This window comes from Priestia sp. FSL H7-0729 (assembly GCF_038005685.1).
Taxonomy (GTDB): domain Bacteria; phylum Bacillota; class Bacilli; order Paenibacillales; family Paenibacillaceae; genus Paenibacillus.
In genome coordinates, this window is sequence record NZ_JBBOTQ010000022.1 from 1 (window position 1) to 18,114 (window position 18,114).

The window sequence follows — 18,114 nt, forward strand, 5'->3', positions numbered from 1 at the left end:
TAAATGGAGGCTTAGCTCAGCTGGGAGAGCATCTGCCTTACAAGCAGAGGGTCGGGGGTTCGATCCCCTCAGCCTCCACCATATTATATTTATAACGACGCGGGGTGGAGCAGCCCGGTAGCTCGTCGGGCTCATAACCCGAAGGCCGCAGGTTCAAATCCTGCCCCCGCAATTATACTTTCTTTTGAGAAAGTGATCTGGAACCGTGGTGTAGTTGGCCTAACATGCCTGCCTGTCACGCAGGAGATCGCGGGTTCGAATCCCGTCGGTTCCGCCATTTTTATACTTAGTTAGTACCACATGCGGAAGTGGCTCAGCGGTAGAGCATCGCCTTGCCAAGGCGAGGGTCGCGGGTTCGATTCCCGTCTTCCGCTCCATTATTTGCGCCCTTAGCTCAGCTGGATAGAGCGTTTGACTACGAATCAAAAGGCCGGGAGTTCGAATCTCTCAGGGCGCGCCATTTTAACTTTAAATTTGCCGGCGTGGCGGAATGGCAGACGCGCTCGACTCAAAATCGAGTGGGAAACCGTGGAGGTTCGAGTCCTCTCGCCGGTATATATAACGGGATGTAGCTCAGCTTGGTAGAGCACCTGGTTTGGGACCAGGGGGTCGCATGTTCAAATCGTGTCATCCCGATCTCGAAAAAGTACTATCTATAATTAGATAGTACTTTTTTTATGTTTATCTTTATTACGTTCCCTTGCTTCATGAAGATGAGGGTTCCCTCTTAAGACGACAAGTTTTGCATAAAGCTTCGTCCTTTAGGTCACAATAGGTTTAAAAAGTGATAGAAGGGGTTCATGTGAACACGTTTAACTTCAGAAAACAATTCAAGAGACGCTGGCGACGATGGAAACGAACGTTATGGATGACGGCAGCTTTGCTTGCAGTTACAATTTTAGCTTACAGCGGGTTGTCTATCTCATCGGCAATTGAGCGTTTGCTGACAACTAATTTTAGTGAGGCAACCAGTGTGATGGGACCTGTTATGGAGGAAACAAGATCTGAACAGGAGATTCAGGCTTTAGTAGAGCAACTTGATTCTGATCCAGATCATTTAACCAGTGTGATTTTGGAAACACAGTACATCTGCGGAGTGGAAACAGAGCAGTTAGGCAAGATGGCTAGACCGCAGTTGAAGATGCTATTGGCCCAACATCCAGAATGGGATGCTACCGTTGGGAAATCAGATGAACTGCATTTAAAGCAACGTGTAGATGATCTTTCAGCACTTTGTAAGCAGCAGGCTTATATTAGCATAGATGCTGTAGGAAACCTTAATTTATATGAGGGTAAGCCTGCAGAAGAGAAGGTTATTCGTACGTTTTTTCAATTGGATGTGGGGACGTTGGAGAGTTCTTTGCCTGAAGGGGTGCTGGAGCAATTGCAGCAGGGGATCCGGATTCAGGACAAGGATGAGTATGACAGTGTTATCTCTACGTTCAGTGACTATGCCGTGGATGAAGACCATCATTTAATCCGCAATGGCGGGTAATCTTTTGTCCTAACTTACAACGTTAAGATGTTGAAGTACTAATTAGATGGTTGAAGAACGGTGGCAGTGGTGTCTCGTGAAACCAAGCGATAGAATCCAAACTAAGTGGAATGTGGTGAAGGACATCGAAGAGATGTCCTTTTTGTCGTTTGAATCGAAATACATGGGAAAATACGAATAAACATGAAAAGAAGCACGAATAAAGACGAGTAATGGGTTAGACAAAGTTTTTCCTGCCGCAGGGTCTATCTTTTGTTATAATGAAATGAACGATACATATGTTCGCTTTTGTGAGGGAGAGATGGTTTTGCGTTTTTTAGGAATTGACCCGGGGATAGCAATTGTTGGTTTTGGATTCGTGGATAAAATCGGCAGTAAGGTGGTGCCCGTTCAATATGGATGTATTCAGACGGAGGCTCATACCCCTGAAGAGGAACGTTTGCTTCACGTTTATGAAGGTATGGTGCAATTAATTGATAAATACAAACCGGACGCAGTAGCGCTGGAGAAACTTTTTTTCAATCGGAACGTTACAACAGCGATGTCTGTGAGTCAGGCCAGAGGAGTCATGGTACTCGCTGCTGCACAGAAGGGTTTGCCTATAGCAGAGTATACACCAATGCAGATCAAGCAGGCTGTTGTTGGGTACGGTAAGGCAGAGAAGAAGCAAGTACAGGAGATGGTCAAAATGTTCTTGCGTCTTCAAGTCGTTCCTAAACCGGATGACGTAGCGGATGCATTGGCTGTAGCTGTGTGCCACGCGCACTCCTATACATTAAATTCCAAGTTGAATGAGGTATTGCGAAAATGATTGATTTTCTAAGAGGACAGTTCATTCATGTAGAGAATGATTATATTGTGCTGGATGTTCATGGTGTAGGGTATCGCGTATTCTGTCCGAATCCATTTGCATTTGCGAAGCAAGAAGGCGAGATTACGGTGTACACTCACCATCATGTTCGTGAAGATGCGATGTTGCTGTTTGGATTTGTGACACGGGATGAGCAGCGTCTGTTCCGCAAACTGATTGAAGTATCCGGTATTGGTCCAAAAGTGGCACTGGGCATACTCGCTGGAGGTACACCAGAACATGTGGTTACAGCGATTTACCAAGAGAATCTTACATTCTTGACCAAATTGCCAGGTATCGGCAAGAAGACTGCACAACGCATGATTCTGGATCTCAAGGATAAGCTGGATAGTTTTGGCACGGCAGCGTACGCAACAGGTTTGTTCGCTCCTCCATCAGAAGAGGCAGGAAGCGGTTCAGCCTGGGATGAGGCGCGTGAAGGTCTCAAGGCACTTGGGTATACTGACAGTGAGCTTGATAAAGTATGGCTCAAATTGAAAAAGGATGTTACTACAGCGGATTCTGTTGATGTGTTGATGAAAAAGGCGCTGCAAATGCTGTTTACGGGATAATACAATCTGCATAATATAAAATAGCTGTAGCCTGCAAAAAAGGTAGGGATGAACATGGATGATCGGATTATATCCGCGAACCTGATGATGGAGGACCAAAATGTTGAGTTGAGCCTTCGTCCCCGGTATCTGAATGAATATATCGGGCAGAATCAGGTGAAGGAAAATTTAAAGATATATATTGAAGCGGCGAAATTCCGTAATGAGGCTTTGGATCACGTTTTGTTATACGGCCCACCTGGACTGGGGAAAACAACACTTGCCAATATTATTGCCAACGAATTGGGCGTTAATTTACGAACTACGTCAGGCCCGGCCATTGAACGCCCGGGTGATCTTGCAGCATTGTTAACCAATCTGCAGGAAGGTGATGTGCTGTTTATCGATGAGATTCATCGTTTGCATCGTACGGTTGAAGAAGTCATGTACCCCGCCATGGAAGATTCGGCATTAGATATAATGATTGGTAAAGGTCCAAGTGCTCGTTCCGTTAGGCTGGATCTGCCACCATTCACTCTGATTGGGGCTACAACACGCGCTGGGTTGCTTTCAGCGCCACTTCGAGACCGGTTTGGTGTTATCAGTCGCTTGGAATTCTATACGGTTGATGAGCTGGCTTATATCGTCTCACGTTCTACCGAGATTTTGGGTGTGGAGATTGTGGGAGATGCTGCGGAAGAAATTGCATTGCGCTCGCGTGGAACACCGAGGATTGCGAACCGTTTGCTAAAACGAGTACGTGACTTTGCACAGGTGCGTGGTGACGGGATTATTACGCAGACATTGGCTGAAGAAGCACTGCAAAGGCTCCAGATTGATCCACGTGGCTTGGATGAAATTGATCATAAGATGCTCAAATCGATGATCAACAGCTTCCGGGGAGGCCCGGTAGGTTTGGATACCATTGCTGCTACAATCGGTGAAGAAAGTCAGACGATTGAGGATGTCTATGAACCGTATCTACTTCAAATTGGTATGATTCAGCGTACTCCAAGGGGGAGGATCGTAACAGATCTTGCCTATCATCATTTGGGTCTGCCTATTCCACCAAGGGACGGGAAATAATCGAGCCTGGTGAAAGTCCACGATTTGAACGTTTACCAATTGAAGGTTCACCATAAACATTGAAATATTACGTGTGTTAATCCGATATAAAGTGAAGGCATTGCATGGAGAGGAGTCTGAATGTGGGAAAAGCAATACGAACGAAGAAGTGGAGTCGTCGATTGAAGGTACTGGCGGCAGCTCTTTTGACAGTGGGTTGTCTGCAAGTGCCCGCTTATGCAGCAGGAAATGATGGACAGACGATCCGGGTAGCCATGTTTGCGAATCTGGGCAGTACCTATAAATCAACTACACCACTTATTACGCTTGAATCGACGGGACAATGGAGTATCCAATCAGAGAGTGGTGCTAATGTAAGCCTTCCGGCAGGACAAGTCCGTTTCAGTGCAGATGGATTCCGAGTGAAGGTGCTGGAAACATCGGACTTTAAGGCAGCATCTGCAGCAGCAAAATTGTTGCAGGCAACCGCGGATAAGCCATTGCTGTTCACCACCTCTTTGAATGGAAATGCGATCTATCAGCTCTACACAGGCAACTATGCAACAGAGGCACTGGCTGGACAAGCTGTTACACGAGTACAAAAGGTAGCAGCAGCTCAACTGGCGGGTCAAAAGCCAGCAGTAACGGGAAGTAAACGCCTGTCTGCTGGAACCTATGGTTCGATTCAGGAAGCAGAGGCAGCACAAGCCAGTCTTTTATCAACAGGGGTTAGTGCCTATCCAGTCCTTCAACTGAGTGGGGGAAGTCAAGCCTATGCGGTATGGGTGGGTGAAGCTTCAACGGATGCAGAATTATCCACATTGAAGAATAGTGTGGAAGCCAAAGTTCCAGGGGTAAGCCTTTCACCTGTTAACAATAGCGCAGGTCTCATCATTCGCCAAGATGCCGGATTAAGTACGGATGCACTCAAAACAGCTCCGCATTACACGATTGCAGGTACTGAAGCCAAAGCACTGGTACAAGGAAATGGAAATGGTATCAAAGTAGTGGAGCGTTCGCAGCGGACGTATCGTGGAGATATGGAAATCAGCATCGTTAGCGGTGATCTGGCATTGGTCAATGTCGTTCCACTGGAACAATACCTGTACTCTGTCGTAGGGGCAGAGGTATATTCCTCCTGGCCTGCTGAGGCTCTGAAAGTTCAAGCCGTAGCTGCTCGATCCTATGCGCTTCAACAGGGTGAACGTTTCAAAATTGCAAATGTCGTAGATACAACTCTCAGCCAAGCCTATAACGGGATTGGTTCGGAGAACGATAAAGTAACCAGTGCAGTGGATGCAACGGCTGGAGAAGTGGTCAAGAGCGGTGGTAAAATCATCGAAGCTGTATTCTCCTCCAATGCGGGCGGACAGACGGCTCATCCTTCTGAGGTATGGAACGGCGGAGCAGGTGTGTTCACCAATGTAGTTAGCTCAGGGGATACATCAGCCCAGGCAGGATTACATACGTGGTACCATGTGCTGCTGAGTTCAGGCGTTAGCGGGTACATTCGTGAGGATAACATCAAAGAATTAACGACCAAGACCAATGCGGGACTGGCCAAAGTGACCGTAACGGCTCAGAACACCAATGTACGTCCCATTCCGTTAATTCAATCCACCGTTGAACCCGTAGCCAAAATGAATCCAGGTAACGAAGCTGTTGTACTGGCAAAAGTGGCTCAATCCAATGACTACGCCTGGGTGAGAGGACCTTTCACTTCAGCTCAGTTGGTTAAATCTCTTCAGGGTAAAACGACAGCATCTGTTCCTGCTTCAATTTCAACCTTGGAAGTAACCAAGCGTGGACCTTCCGGAAGAGCACTTGAAGTCACTGCCAACGGACAGGCTATGACGGTGAAATATGCTGATACCTACCGTTCTGCGCTGGGTGGATTACCGAGCACTTTATTTGATATTGCAGGGACCGGAAGTTATACTGTATTAGGCGCTGACGGCAAAACAGCCAGTAAAACCGGCTCAAATGGTGCCTCTGTTTTGTCTTCTTCTGGCACAGGAACGTCATCCGGTAGTGCACTTGTAGTTATGAGTGGTGATGGTCAAGCGAGGGCAGTAACGCAGGGTCAGACATACATGTTCATCGGTCAGGGCAATGGTCACGGATTGGGCTTGTCTCAATGGGGAGCCAAAGGCATGGCAGATGAAGGGTATGATTACCAGGCAATATTGAAACACTATTATCAAAATGCGACTATTGTTAAGGAATGAAACTAAAATGAATGTGAACTTATATGATTTTGAATTACCAGAGCAATTGATTGCACAGACGCCGTTGCTTGATCGCACGGCATCCCGGTTGCTTACTTTGAACAAAGATAGTGGCGAGATTAATCATCAAACGTTTCCTGATATTATCGACTTTCTGGATTCTGGCGATACATTGATTCTGAATGATACACGTGTTCTTCCAGCCCGTCTGTTCGGTACAAAAGAAGATACCGGAGCAAAAGCAGAAGTGTTATTGCTTAAAAATGTGGAAGGCGACAAGTGGGAAGCACTCGTTAAGCCGGGGAAAAAGCTGAAAGCCGGTTCGGTGATCGTATTTGGCGATGAACTGAAGGCAATCATCGAAGAAGAGGGCGAGATGGGGGCACGTACGCTTACATTTACGTATGATGGAATCTTTCAAGAGATTCTGGACCGTCTGGGTGAGATGCCGTTGCCACCTTATATCAAGGAGACGTTGGATGACCGCGAACGGTATCAGACCGTGTATGCCAAGCATGAAGGATCTGCGGCTGCACCTACAGCGGGACTGCACTTTACGGATGAATTGTTGGATCAGATTCGTGCCAAAGGTGTTAATGTGGCCTTCATCACGCTTCATGTAGGACTGGGAACATTCAGACCAATGTCGGTTGACGTTGTTGAAGATCATGTCATGCATGAGGAGTATTACTCCTTGTCACAAGAAACAGCAGACCTGATTAACCAGACCAAAGAGAATGGACACCGTGTGTTTGCGGTTGGGACTACGAGCTGCCGGACGTTGGAAACAGTAGGCAGCAAATTTGAAAATGGAATACTGCAAGCGAGCAGCGGATGGACCAGTATTTTTATTTATCCAGGATATTCCTTCAAAGTGATCGATGGGATGCTTACGAATTTTCATCTCCCGAAATCTACGCTGGTTATGTTGGTTAGTGCGCTTGCAGGCAGGGAACATATTATGCAGGCATATGAGGAAGCCATCCAAGAGAAATACCGGTTCTTCAGCTTCGGCGATGCCATGTTGATATATTAGTATAACGGTATAACGATTAACTTTTAGAGGATGATTAAAACCAATGGCAGCAATTACGTATGAACATATTAAAACTTGTAAACAATCCGGTGCACGTCTGGGGCGTGTGCATACACCTCACGGTATTATTGAGACACCGACCTTTATGCCTGTAGGTACACAGGCGACTGTAAAAACAATGAGCCCTGAAGAGTTGAAAGAAATGGATGCTCAGATTATTCTGAGCAATACCTATCATCTGTTTCTGAGACCAGGACATGAAATTATTCGTGAAGCTGGCGGATTGCACAAGTTCATGAACTGGGATCGTCCAATTCTGACAGACAGCGGCGGATTCCAAGTATTCTCGCTAAGCGAGATGCGCAAAATTACGGAAGAAGGCGTTAACTTCCGCTCCCATTTGAACGGAGATAAGAAGTTTCTTTCTCCAGAAGTGGCCATGGAAATCCAGAATGCACTTGGTTCCGATATTATGATGGCGTTTGATGAATGTCCACCGTATCCGGCTGAATATGAATATGTCAAAAAATCACTCGAAAGAACGAGCCGTTGGGCAGAACGTTGTCTCGAAAGTCACGCCCGTCCGCATGACCAAGGTCTGTTTGCCATCTTACAGGGAGGAATGCATGAAGATCTTCGTCGTCAGAGCGCCGCAGATTTGACTTCCATGGATTTCCCGGGGTATGCTATTGGTGGACTGAGTGTTGGAGAACCGAAACATTTGATGTATGGAGTATTGGATTATACGTTACCTTTGTTGCCAACCAATAAACCACGTTATTTGATGGGGGTAGGTTCGCCCGATGCGTTGATTGAGGGATCCATTCGTGGAGTGGACATGTTCGATTGTGTTCTGCCTACTCGGATTGCCCGTAACGGAACAACGATGACCAGCCAAGGACGTCTGGTAGTTCGCAATGCCAAGTTTGCAACTGATTTTGGGCCACTTGACCCAGAGTGTGATTGCTACACTTGTCGTAACTATTCCAGAGCTTATCTGCGTCATTTGATCAAAGCAGATGAAACATTTGGCCTGCGTTTGACAACGATCCATAATCTTCATTTCTTGCAGAATTTGATGCGTAACGTACGTAAAGCCATTATGGAAGATCGTTTGCTTGATTTCCGGGATGAATTTTTCGATCAATATGGTCTTCATGACAATGACAAAGGTTTCTGATTGAGTTGTTGAGGGAACCGGCGTAACAAGCAATATCTGTATGTATAGTCGATAAGGGGGAGTTTGAATGTTTCAGGGAATGCCTTTAACAGGAACACCAGCAGGCGGTGGAATTGTATCTTTGATTGTACCTTTGGTACTCATGGTTGCAATCTTCTACTTCTTGATGATTCGTCCACAGAACAAAAAGCAAAAGCAACGGAATTCCATGCTAAGCCAATTGAAAAAGGGCGATAAAATTGTAACGATTGGTGGCCTTCACGGTACGATCGCTGAGATTACGGATGATGTGGTTGTATTGCGTGTAAACGATGTAACTAAATTGACGTTTGATCGTAATGCAATCAGCACGGCTGTAGCTCGTGACACGGCTGTTGAATAGTTACTGTAACATAAAATAACGAGGGAGCGTTTGTGGCGTATTCCCTAGCAGAGAACCGGATCTCCTTGGAGACCCGGTTCTCTTTTTTGTTATGTGAGGGAAAGGTCGGTTGCTCTTCAGCGGTTAGCTAGGAACGATGCGTATTCACGCCGAACATGCCACCGAGAGCTGAAATGAAGAAAGCGCTAAGCAGTTGTAAACTATCTTTCCAATTAAACGAAGCATCCAGTGCAAGAAATCCAATCAATAGCACGAGGAGTCCATATACAATTCCGGTAATCCCTCCGTAGTACCACCCTTTTTCTCCAGAGCGTTTGCCTGCGACAAAACCACCAACCAATAACGACAACCCATGAACAACATAGGTATACAACGAGAGGTCCTGTTCCCGCATTCCGCTCATCCAGAGAAAAAGGGAGAGAATCAATGCTCCGATAAACATCCATACAAAAGCCTGACAGAGGCCTGACAGAATCGGATTGGACACTCGAAACGAAACCAAGCGGCGGATCAATTGCATGAAGCAACCCCCTTGTACAAGTTTGAAGTTAATACAGTGTATGGTCAAGCCTTCGGACTTATGAACTGATTTCCATTAAATGAACGGTTTATTTCTGCATGAGGCTGTAAGGTTCAGGTCAAAATAGGGATTGCACTACCAGCTAACTGTTAAAAACTCAGTTTCGAAGGAGGCCCCTGTTGTGAACTTCCCAGATGTCGGATCACATATCTTTCGAACCATTCTCATGTATTTTCTGGTGTACTGTGCAATGAGGGTTATGGGTAAACGTGAGATTGGTAAGCTATCCATGTTTGATCTTGTCGTGTCCATTATGCTTGCTGAAATGGCTTCTTTTGTCATTGAGGATGTTGATAAACCGTTATCCCATGGGATTGCCCCCATGCTGACTTTGATTATTGTGCAGATCGGGATGGCATTTGTTGGTCTCAAAAGTCGGCGGCTTCGCCTGATGATTGATGGCAAACCTACTGTTTTGATCTCCAAAGGTGTTCTTCACCGAGATGAGATGCGGAAGCAACGATATAACCTGGATGATTTATTACAGCAACTCCGTGAACAGAATGTAGACAGTATCGGTGAGGTTGATTTCGCTATTTTGGAGACCACGGGTAAGTTGACCGTTTTTCCCAAAGATGAGAATGCTTCCAACGAGAGCAATTCTTCAGGCTCTAATTCGAAAGGTGCTTCTTCCAGTAAATCCAAAGCAGAGAAAAATCAGATTGACGGATTGCCAAATATCAAATATGAAGGCCTGCCACTACCCCTAATTATGGACGGTAAAGTTCAGGATCAGAATCTGGAGATCATCCAGAAAACGAGATTTTGGCTAAAAAATCAAATTCAACAAAACGGAATTCTGGACTTCAAAGATGTATTTATATGCTCCATCGATCACAACGGTAAGATATATGTAAGTCCAAAAGATGATAAAAAATGAAATTCATTTGCCTGACCGACGCTTGAACCATGAACCTATCAAAGGAGTGCGGGACAGATCATGGAAGTCAATCATTTTGGTCCAGCCCATGACGATGAAATACACAATAAGCCCGACAAAAGGAGCGAGTAGCATCCGGAGCCAGAATGGCAGTATCATGGCAGTCTCTTCGTACACGAGTAAGGTGGCTGCTCCCATAATAAACATTCCTGCACCCGTCTTGACCCAATCCATAATTTTGAAGCGGAACTGTAGCAAACTACGTACGCTTTGGGCATGTAACAGGGTAACTACAGTAGAGTTCACACAGATGGCGATGACTGCACCGAAGATGCCATATTCAGGCCGAGAAGCGAGCGTTAAAATTAACGTAATTTTGATAACAGCACCGATAAATGTATTCAGCAGTGCTTTACCTGGACGGTCAAGAGCTTGTAATGCAGCTTGAAGAGGAGCTTGAATATAAATGAACAAAGCAAAAGGAGCCATAAGCTTCAGCATGCTTCCAATCGATGCATCATTATACAGAACAAGACACATCGGTTCGGCAAGCACATACATAAACACAGAAAACGGAGCACCTGTCACGAGTGCCAAACGTAAGGCCTGATGCATTCGTTTGTGAATGAGTGCGCGGTCTCCCTGCGCAGAAGCTTCGGATAGGGAAGGCACAAGTGATGTGGCAAGCGATGAAGTCAATGCCCCTGGCAGCAGCAGCAAAGGAATAATCATACCTTGTAGTGCACCATATTGTGCTGTAGCGATTCCTTTCGATATGCCTGCCAGAGCCAGACTCTGGGCAGTGACAATGGTTTCGGCCAGATAGGATAAAGAACCAACCAATCGGCCTGCTGTAACAGGAATCGAGATTGCAAGCAAACGCCGGATTAATCCAGGCTGTGGAGTACCATTTTCCACTAAAACTGATGGTATTGGGTTTAAAGGTTTGGCTGAAGGTTTGGTCGTGAGATTGGACATGTTCTGTTGCATAACGAGCGGTAACTCTTTCTTCTGTCTGTTATACTTCCACAAGAGTACAAGCATACCGCCAAATTCGCCAACGAGCGCTCCCAGCATGGCACCAGCAGCAGCTTGTGCAATACCGTGGGGGAGGAGAAGCCAGGCAAACCAAATGACACAGACGATGCGAATAATCGTTTCAACAATGGATGAAATGGCAGTAGGCATCATGTTTTGCTTGCCTTGGAAGTAGCCTCTGTAGACGGCTGATACGGCGATAATGGCAATCATGGGGCTCATACTGACGAACGTATGATACACCCGCTCATCCGTGAGCACATACTTGGTAACCCAAGGTGCAAATAGGATGCACAAAAACATGAATACCACACCCAGAGTCAACGTAAAGCTTAAACTTACTTGCAGGATTCGCTGGGGGGAATAACGATTGGCTCCAGTGTCAGCTTCGGCTACGAGCTTGGCTACGGCTAGCGGAATACCACCCGTAATTAATGTCACCAGTACGATAAAAAAGGGATAGCTCAATTGGTAGATGCCAACACCTTCTGCACCGATGACTCGTGGCAGCGCAATACGCGGGATGAAACCAAGTATTCGATTAATTATGCCTGCCGCGAGCAGGATCATGGCCCCCTGAATAAATGTCTGTTTCTTCAAGACTACCCCTCTTTCCCGGTTGAAAGTACAGGTTATCATCATAAACGGGACAAAGCCGTTGTTCTTCATCCTATGCCAGTCCTTCATCTTCTCATGACAACTTGGACACGATTAACAAAAAGAACCATAACCAGCAAGAAGGAATATGATCACGCGAAGTCGAATGATGTAATATTGATGCCGCATAAAGGCTTGGATGTACGAAGGGAGGCTCCCCGTTGGAAGAAATGAATGATGTGGAGTTGGAACAGTCAATAGAGATGCTCTGCCGCAGCAAGGCGGAGGAATTAAGGCTTGTCGGTTACGAATATGTCACCAGCAAAGATGTCTGGAATTGCGTCAGTCATAAATATGAAAAACAGGGCATTCCACCGCTTCACCAGCTGGTGAACGACATTTTGTCACTGAAAGCAACAAGCTTTATGAACTTTATGACCGTGTCTGCATACCGGGGGTCCTCTTTCTAGACGAAAGGGATCTTTTTTGTTGAAAATTGACTGCTTTTTACGGCATCGCTATAATAGGAATATTGAGAACGAAAGGGGATCTAGGAACGGCATGAAAAGAATTATCAGTTTCATTCTGGTCGTGCTTGTCACCACAGGGGTAATGGTGGGAACAAGCCCGGAACTGCTCAAAAATATACGCTTGGGCCTTGATTTAAAGGGAGGCTACGAGATCTTATATGAAGCAGAGCCGCTCGAAGCAGGACAACAAGTCACCAAAGCATCTTTGGTGCAAACGGCCAAAAGTCTTGAAAGCCGCGCCAATGCGCTCGGAACAAGCGAACCGGAGGTAACCACTGAAGGAAGCAACCGGATTCGATTGAAGTTGGCAGGGGTTACGGATGAGGCTGAAGTTAGAGCCAAAATGAAAGAACCAGCTGTTCTGACCTTCCGTAGTAAAGCTGAGAATGACAAGGAAGGCGAATACACCAAAATCGAACTTCGCGGAAATGAATTTGTTGAGAATGCAGCCAAAGTTGTTTTTACAAGTTTGAATCAGCCGATGATTGACATCCAAGTGAAAGACAAAGCCAAGTTTTCCGAGATAACCAAACGTTTGATCGGACAACCTCTTGCTATCTATCTGGATGATCAGCTACTTTCTGCACCAACAGTTCAACAACAGTTGACAGATGGATCTGCCCAAATCTCAGGTGCCTATTCACGTGATGAAGCAAACCAGCTTCGTGACACCATTAACCTGGGTGCATTGCCACTGAAACTTACAGAGAAGTATTCACAAAGTGTTGGTGCAACACTTGGTAAGCTCTCTCTGGATCAGACAATTAAAGCGGGATTGATTGGTTCCGTTATTATTCTAGTGTTCATGATTGGGCTTTATCGCATTCCTGGTATTATTGCGAGTTTTGCCTTGATTACACATACGTGGCTGGTACTTGCTATCTTCTACATGGGAGAATTCGTGCTCACCCTTCCAGGTATTGCGGCGTTTATCCTGGGTATAGGTATGGCGGTCGATGCCAATATCATCACGTACGAACGGATTAAAGAAGAGATGCGCAGTGGTAAGTCGATCTTGTCTTCGGTTAAAGCGGGTGGTAAACATTCCTTCCGAACAATCATTGACTCCAATATCACAACCATTATTGCTGCGGCTGTTATGTTCTTCTTGGGAACAGGTGCGGTTAAAGGTTTTGCACTCGTGCTGATTTTCGATATTGTCACCAGTATTATTACGAATATTTTCTTCTCCCGCTTCCTGTTGACCCTGCTTGTACGGGGTAACGTGTTGAAGAAGCCTAAGTACTTCGGAGTGAAGGAGAGTGAAATTCGTGCGCTTTAATTGGAATTTTGATTATGTTAAAGGCAGTAAGATTGCCTATATCTTCTCGATTATTTTGACGATTACGGGGATCATCAGCATTCTGGCATTGGGTTTGAATTACGCGGTTGATTTTCGTGCTGGATCGAATGTGGATATTACGGTATCCAAGGCGATTACAGCGGAGCAGATTAAACCTATTGTTAAGGACATCGGTGTTGATGAGGGTGATGTTACCATTACACCGGGTGCTGATCGTGTAAATGTTCGTTTCTCCAATGAATTGGATGAGACCCAAGAGAGTAAATTCAAACAGGAATTTACCAAACTGGATGCATCAGCTTCCTATGAAGTAAATACGGTTGATCCGGAGATGGCCAAAGAACTCGAACGTAACGCAATCTACGCGGTACTCATTGCGAGTATCGGGATCATGATCTATGTTGCGATCCGGTTTGAATGGCGCTTTGGTTTGGCTGCCGTTATCGCACTCTTCCATGATGCATTTGTTGTAATAAGTGTCTTCTCCATCTTCCGCTTGGAAGTGGATCTGACCTTTATTACTGCAGTATTGACCATTGTCGGATTCTCAATTAACGATACCATCGTAATCTTTGACCGGATTCGTGAGAATTTACGTTTCGCCAAAAAGACAAGCAAAGCCGACTTGCGTGAGGTAGTCAATCGCAGTTTGGCTCAAACGATGACACGTTCCCTGAATACCACATTCACCGTGTTTGCAGCATCAATCTGTTTGTTCATATTTGGTGGAGAATCCATCCGCATGTTCTCACTTGCGATGGTGATCGGAACACTGTTCGGCGCATATTCTTCAATCTATATCGCTGCTCCATTATGGCTGATGCTAAAAGGTAAACAAGTAGAAAAGCCAAAAACAGCTGTTGCAAAAGAATCTAACTAAACATCTTATTGTGAAGCCGCGTCTCCCAGGCGCGGTTTTGCAACTTTATGTACAGAAATAAGGGGGAATATTCATGACCAGAGAACATATCCCATCTGCTCAGGCTGCCACATGGAGTGGTATTGCTGGTAATATGGGACTTGCGGTAATCAAAGCGGGAGTCGGTTATATGGCAAATAGCAAATCATTGCTCGCTGACGGCTTGTATTCTGCTTCTGAAGCTGGTTCTGCCCTGGCAGGTCTCTTTCCCTCCAAGTCTGTACGTGATAAGAGCAGGGCTCGCAGGGAACGGTTTAAAGAACATTCACGTGTTGCTAGACCCGGAATTTCCGTATTGTTATCTGTGCTGATCCTCATGGGTGGATTACAGCTTGCCATCTCCGCATTGGGTAGTCTCTCCGGAAGTGAACCGGAAGCACCCGGCAAGTCAGTACTTTTGGTAGCTGTTGCAGCTCTGGCTGTGAAAGAAGCGATTTTTCAATTTCAGTACAGATATTTTCGTAAACGAAACCAGTCTCAGGCGCTAGCCTATGCACAGCAACATCGTCGTGCGCTCTATTGTTCTCTCACCGTGTTGATCGGCATTATAGGATCGATGGCTGGTGAAGAGACGGGTCTGAGCATGCTGCTCTACTTGGACCCTACGGCTGCGTTTATTGCTTCCTGTTTTGTACTTCATAAGGGTTACCGAATGATTGTGGACACAGTGTATGGTTCACTTGTTCAGGAACTGGAGCAGGAGGACGCGTCAGATTTCAAAGAGACTGTACAGCGAGTATACGGCATCATTACCATTGAGCATTTGGTTGCTCGGGAACAGGAACATGACGTTACGATTGAGTTGGTCGTTAGTGTGAATCCGAGAATCTCCATACTGGAAGCACAGGAAATTGCAAATCGGGCCAAGACACTATTGCTTACCCGGTTCAGTCATGTGAAAGAGGTGCAGATTCAAGCGGTGCCTTATGATCCAGGCTATCCCTATAAATCCAATCATGAACTGCCCGATCACGAAGCGACATTAATTCAGTAGTGAAGCGCGGGTCCAGTAGATCAGGAAAGGAGCGTTATCTTTGCTTTATTCGCAATACCGGTGGAATACACCGAATATCGATTTGGAGGCGGCTGCGGGACTCTCGCAGGCGCTTTCCGTTTCCCCACTAGTTGGACGTTTGCTTGTGAGTCGAGGAGTGCACAATGAGAAGGAGGCCGAACGTTTTCTGCATCCTGATCTGAATCAGATGCACGATCCCTATCTGCTACTTGGCATGAATGAAGCTGTGCCTCGCATCAAGCTGGCTTTGGAGCGGGAAGAACATATTTTGATTTACGGGGATTATGATGCCGATGGCGTATCCAGCACATCGCTCATGATCCATTTGATGCGTCATCTTGGTGCCTCGTACGATATCTATATCCCTCATCGCTCGAATGAAGGGTATGGGTTGCACAACCATGCGTTGGATTGGGCCCATCAACAAGGCGTTTCATTGATTATTACCGTGGATACCGGAATCAGTGCTGTTGAACAGATTGCCTATGCGGCAACACTGGGCATCGAAGTCATTGTGACAGACCACCATGAGCCGCCTGAGATTTTGCCAGAAGCCTTTACTCTTATTAATCCAAAACTTCCGGGATGTCCGTATCCTTTTAAAGGTTTGGCCGGAGCGGGAGTAGCCCTGAAACTCGCTCAGGCACTAATTGGGGAAGTACCCGGTGAATGGATGGAGATTGCCGCCATCGGTACCGTAGCTGATCTGATGCCTTTGGAAGGGGAGAACCGGGTTATTGTCAGTTATGGAATTGAATCCATGCGTGGTTCACGTCTTCCCGGTGTAAGTGCATTGCTTGAAATCAGTGGTGTGGATCAGAGTCAGGTGACGTCGATTAATATTGCCTTTGCCATGGCACCTCGTATTAATGCCAGTGGACGTTTGGATCATGCCGGAAGAGCGGTGTCACTTCTCACTACCGAGAATCTGGATGAAGCTCATACGCTTGCGGGCCAGCTAGATCTATTGAATCGGGAGCGTCAACAAGTCGTAGAAGGCATATTACAAGAAGCAACGGCACAGCTGGAACAAAAGATAGAGCTTCGTTCAGGATCCGTTCCGGATGTCATCGTATTGGCTGGTGAGGGCTGGAATGTTGGAGTAGTTGGTATTGTGGCGTCCAAATTGCTGGACCGCTATTACCGACCTACACTTATTCTCGGGATTGATCCAGAGAGTGGTGTCTGCAAAGGTTCTGCGCGCTCTATTGAGGGTTTGGATATCTATGAGGCGCTCACAGTCAATAAACACACCATGGACCATTACGGGGGCCATCCGGCTGCCGCAGGTATGACGCTACATCGGGATCAACTGGAAGAACTTGAGGCTGGCTTGAATGAGTTTGCTGCAACCGTGTTGACCGAAGCCGACTTTGTACCTCAGCGTCTTGCGGATGATGAATGCAGAATCAGCGATGTTCCGTTGAAAGTGATTCAGGAGATCGACAGACTGCAGCCTTTCGGGATGAGTAATCCTTCGCCACGGTTTGTATTGAGAAGTGTGACTGTGAAGGAAACCAGAACGATGGGGCGAGAGAAACGCCATCTGAAATTGGTTCTGGAGCAAGATGGCCAGCAACTGGAAACGGTGGCCTTTGGAAAGGGAGCCTTAGCGGAATTCCTTCTCCCAGGTTCCGTTATTGATGTGATGGGGGAACTGTCCATCAATGAATGGAATGGGAAGAGAAAACCACAATTGATGCTTCAGGATATTCATGTTCCTCAGGTACAAGTGTTTGATATGCGTGGTCACGCCGAGCCATTGAATGCGATGAAGCATTTCTTGAGCTCCCTTGAGGTGCATCTGAGATACAAATCAGGTTCTGTTGGTGCTATTGTTCGGAAAGAAACAGACGTTTCCGAGGGAAATTCATTGTATGAACCTTGCCTTTGGGTATATGATAGAAAGGTCGGGTTATTTCCGTGTAATGCTGCTGCACAGCATTATGGACAGGAACAAGTCCGGACGTTATTTGTGTTTGATACGCCGGAAACCCCGGAACAACTTGAAGCCATGCTGGCTTTGTTCAGTGGAGCTGAGAATATCATCCTTCTGCACGGATCAGGCAACCGCCGAGATCGCCTTCAGATGCCTTCCAGAGATCTCTTTAAGCGTATTTATATGCAGGTGTTGAAATGGAAAGCTGAACCCGTGGAGGAACAAGAGATTACTCCTATGCTCAGTCGTCAGTGTGGTTGTTCGCCGCGTATGATTACGATGATGCTGGATGTATTCGAAGAGTTATCCTTCATTACTCGTGATAACGGCAAAATTGCCTTTGTGGATAACCCGCCTAAACGTGAACTAACCGCTTCACGTCACTATCAGGCGCTCGAAAACATGGCCGAGATTGAACAGGTGATGCTGGATGCAGCCACACCGCAACTGACACAATGGATGATATCCCGGATGAAGGGCGTATCTTAGATGGAAGTTTGTGTATTTATTTTAGGAGGAGATTATT

General features: G+C 46.2%; 16 protein-coding genes and 7 tRNA genes. 21 read left to right on the plus strand and 2 right to left on the minus strand.

Annotated elements, in window-relative coordinates; genetic code table 11:
- Positions 1-5 precede the first annotated feature (5 nt).
- The 15 genes from MHH93_RS26775 (at position 6) to yajC (ending at position 8,787) form a co-directional block, all read left to right on the plus strand.
- Positions 6-81, plus strand: a tRNA-Val gene (locus tag MHH93_RS26775).
- A 17-nt stretch (positions 82-98) separates the two neighbouring features.
- Positions 99-172 (plus strand) — tRNA-Met (locus tag MHH93_RS26780).
- A 27-nt stretch (positions 173-199) separates the two neighbouring features.
- A tRNA-Asp gene (locus MHH93_RS26785) sits at positions 200-277 on the plus strand.
- A 25-nt stretch (positions 278-302) separates the two neighbouring features.
- Positions 303-377: transfer RNA gene (locus MHH93_RS26790), tRNA-Gly, on the plus strand.
- Positions 378-383: 6 nt separating this feature from the next.
- A tRNA-Arg gene (locus MHH93_RS26795) sits at positions 384-460 on the plus strand.
- Between the two features lie 16 nt (positions 461-476).
- A tRNA-Leu gene (locus MHH93_RS26800) sits at positions 477-555 on the plus strand.
- Between the two features lie 7 nt (positions 556-562).
- Positions 563-636 (plus strand) — tRNA-Pro (locus tag MHH93_RS26805).
- Between the two features lie 166 nt (positions 637-802).
- Entirely contained in the window at positions 803-1,495 is a 693-nt protein-coding gene (locus MHH93_RS26810; RefSeq protein ID WP_500056499.1) for a BofC C-terminal domain-containing protein, read from the plus strand.
- Positions 1,496-1,802: 307 nt separating this feature from the next.
- Positions 1,803-2,306, plus strand: coding sequence for a crossover junction endodeoxyribonuclease RuvC (gene ruvC / locus MHH93_RS26815; RefSeq protein ID WP_017686765.1), 504 nt, complete (start codon positions 1,803-1,805; stop codon positions 2,304-2,306).
- Positions 2,303-2,917: a Holliday junction branch migration protein RuvA gene (gene ruvA / locus MHH93_RS26820; protein WP_500056500.1), complete on the plus strand. Its 615-nt coding sequence runs from the start codon at positions 2,303-2,305 to the stop codon at positions 2,915-2,917. The genes ruvC and ruvA overlap by 4 nt, the downstream gene beginning before the upstream one ends.
- Before the next feature lie 54 nt (positions 2,918-2,971).
- Positions 2,972-3,982 (plus strand): Holliday junction branch migration DNA helicase RuvB, encoded by a 1,011-nt coding sequence (gene ruvB / locus MHH93_RS26825; protein ID WP_421891918.1) that lies wholly within the window; start codon positions 2,972-2,974, stop codon positions 3,980-3,982.
- Positions 3,983-4,086: 104 nt separating this feature from the next.
- Complete coding sequence (locus MHH93_RS26830; RefSeq protein WP_500056502.1) at positions 4,087-6,189, plus strand: SpoIID/LytB domain-containing protein; 2,103 nt, start codon at positions 4,087-4,089, stop codon at positions 6,187-6,189.
- Positions 6,190-6,196: 7 nt separating this feature from the next.
- Positions 6,197-7,225 carry a tRNA preQ1(34) S-adenosylmethionine ribosyltransferase-isomerase QueA gene (queA, locus tag MHH93_RS26835; RefSeq protein ID WP_500056503.1) on the plus strand — a complete coding sequence of 343 codons (1,029 nt, stop codon included), beginning with the start codon at positions 6,197-6,199 and terminating at the stop codon, positions 7,223-7,225.
- A 43-nt stretch (positions 7,226-7,268) separates the two neighbouring features.
- Positions 7,269-8,405, plus strand: a complete 1,137-nt coding sequence (tgt, locus tag MHH93_RS26840) for a tRNA guanosine(34) transglycosylase Tgt (protein ID WP_500056505.1) — start codon at positions 7,269-7,271, stop codon at positions 8,403-8,405.
- Positions 8,406-8,472: 67 nt separating this feature from the next.
- Positions 8,473-8,787, plus strand: a complete 315-nt coding sequence (yajC, locus tag MHH93_RS26845; protein WP_336765272.1) for a preprotein translocase subunit YajC — start codon at positions 8,473-8,475, stop codon at positions 8,785-8,787.
- Positions 8,788-8,914: 127 nt separating this feature from the next.
- Here the strand turns inward: yajC and MHH93_RS26850 are convergent, their stop codons facing one another.
- On the minus strand, positions 8,915-9,307 hold the full coding sequence (locus MHH93_RS26850) for a TIGR04086 family membrane protein (protein ID WP_017686772.1): 393 nt from the start codon (positions 9,305-9,307) through the stop codon (positions 8,915-8,917).
- Positions 9,308-9,533: 226 nt separating this feature from the next.
- On the opposite strand from MHH93_RS26850, the gene MHH93_RS26855 reads away from it, so the two are divergent.
- Positions 9,534-10,247 carry a YetF domain-containing protein gene (locus MHH93_RS26855; protein WP_500056539.1) on the plus strand — a complete coding sequence of 238 codons (714 nt, stop codon included), beginning with the start codon at positions 9,534-9,536 and terminating at the stop codon, positions 10,245-10,247.
- A 3-nt stretch (positions 10,248-10,250) separates the two neighbouring features.
- On the opposite strand, the gene MHH93_RS26860 is transcribed toward MHH93_RS26855, so the two are convergent.
- Entirely contained in the window at positions 10,251-11,885 is a 1,635-nt protein-coding gene (locus tag MHH93_RS26860; protein WP_500056506.1) for a putative polysaccharide biosynthesis protein, read from the minus strand.
- 227 nt (positions 11,886-12,112) lie between these two features.
- Between MHH93_RS26860 and MHH93_RS26865 the strand changes: the two genes are divergently transcribed.
- The 5 genes from MHH93_RS26865 to recJ all read left to right on the plus strand — a co-directional run bounded on the left by MHH93_RS26865 (position 12,113) and on the right by recJ (position 18,077).
- Positions 12,113-12,352, plus strand: a complete 240-nt coding sequence (locus MHH93_RS26865; protein ID WP_036617497.1) for a post-transcriptional regulator — start codon at positions 12,113-12,115, stop codon at positions 12,350-12,352.
- 91 nt (positions 12,353-12,443) lie between these two features.
- Positions 12,444-13,694, plus strand: a complete 1,251-nt coding sequence (gene secD, locus MHH93_RS26870) for a protein translocase subunit SecD (protein ID WP_500056508.1) — start codon at positions 12,444-12,446, stop codon at positions 13,692-13,694.
- Positions 13,684-14,595, plus strand: coding sequence for a protein translocase subunit SecF (gene secF / locus MHH93_RS26875; protein WP_500056509.1), 912 nt, complete (start codon positions 13,684-13,686; stop codon positions 14,593-14,595). Before secD ends, secF begins: the two co-directional genes overlap by 11 nt.
- A 73-nt stretch (positions 14,596-14,668) precedes the next feature.
- Positions 14,669-15,628, plus strand: coding sequence for a cation diffusion facilitator family transporter (locus MHH93_RS26880; protein WP_500056511.1), 960 nt, complete (start codon positions 14,669-14,671; stop codon positions 15,626-15,628).
- A 40-nt stretch (positions 15,629-15,668) separates the two neighbouring features.
- Positions 15,669-18,077 (plus strand): single-stranded-DNA-specific exonuclease RecJ, encoded by a 2,409-nt coding sequence (gene recJ, locus MHH93_RS26885; protein ID WP_500056512.1) that lies wholly within the window; start codon positions 15,669-15,671, stop codon positions 18,075-18,077.
- Positions 18,078-18,114: the final 37 nt, after the last annotated feature.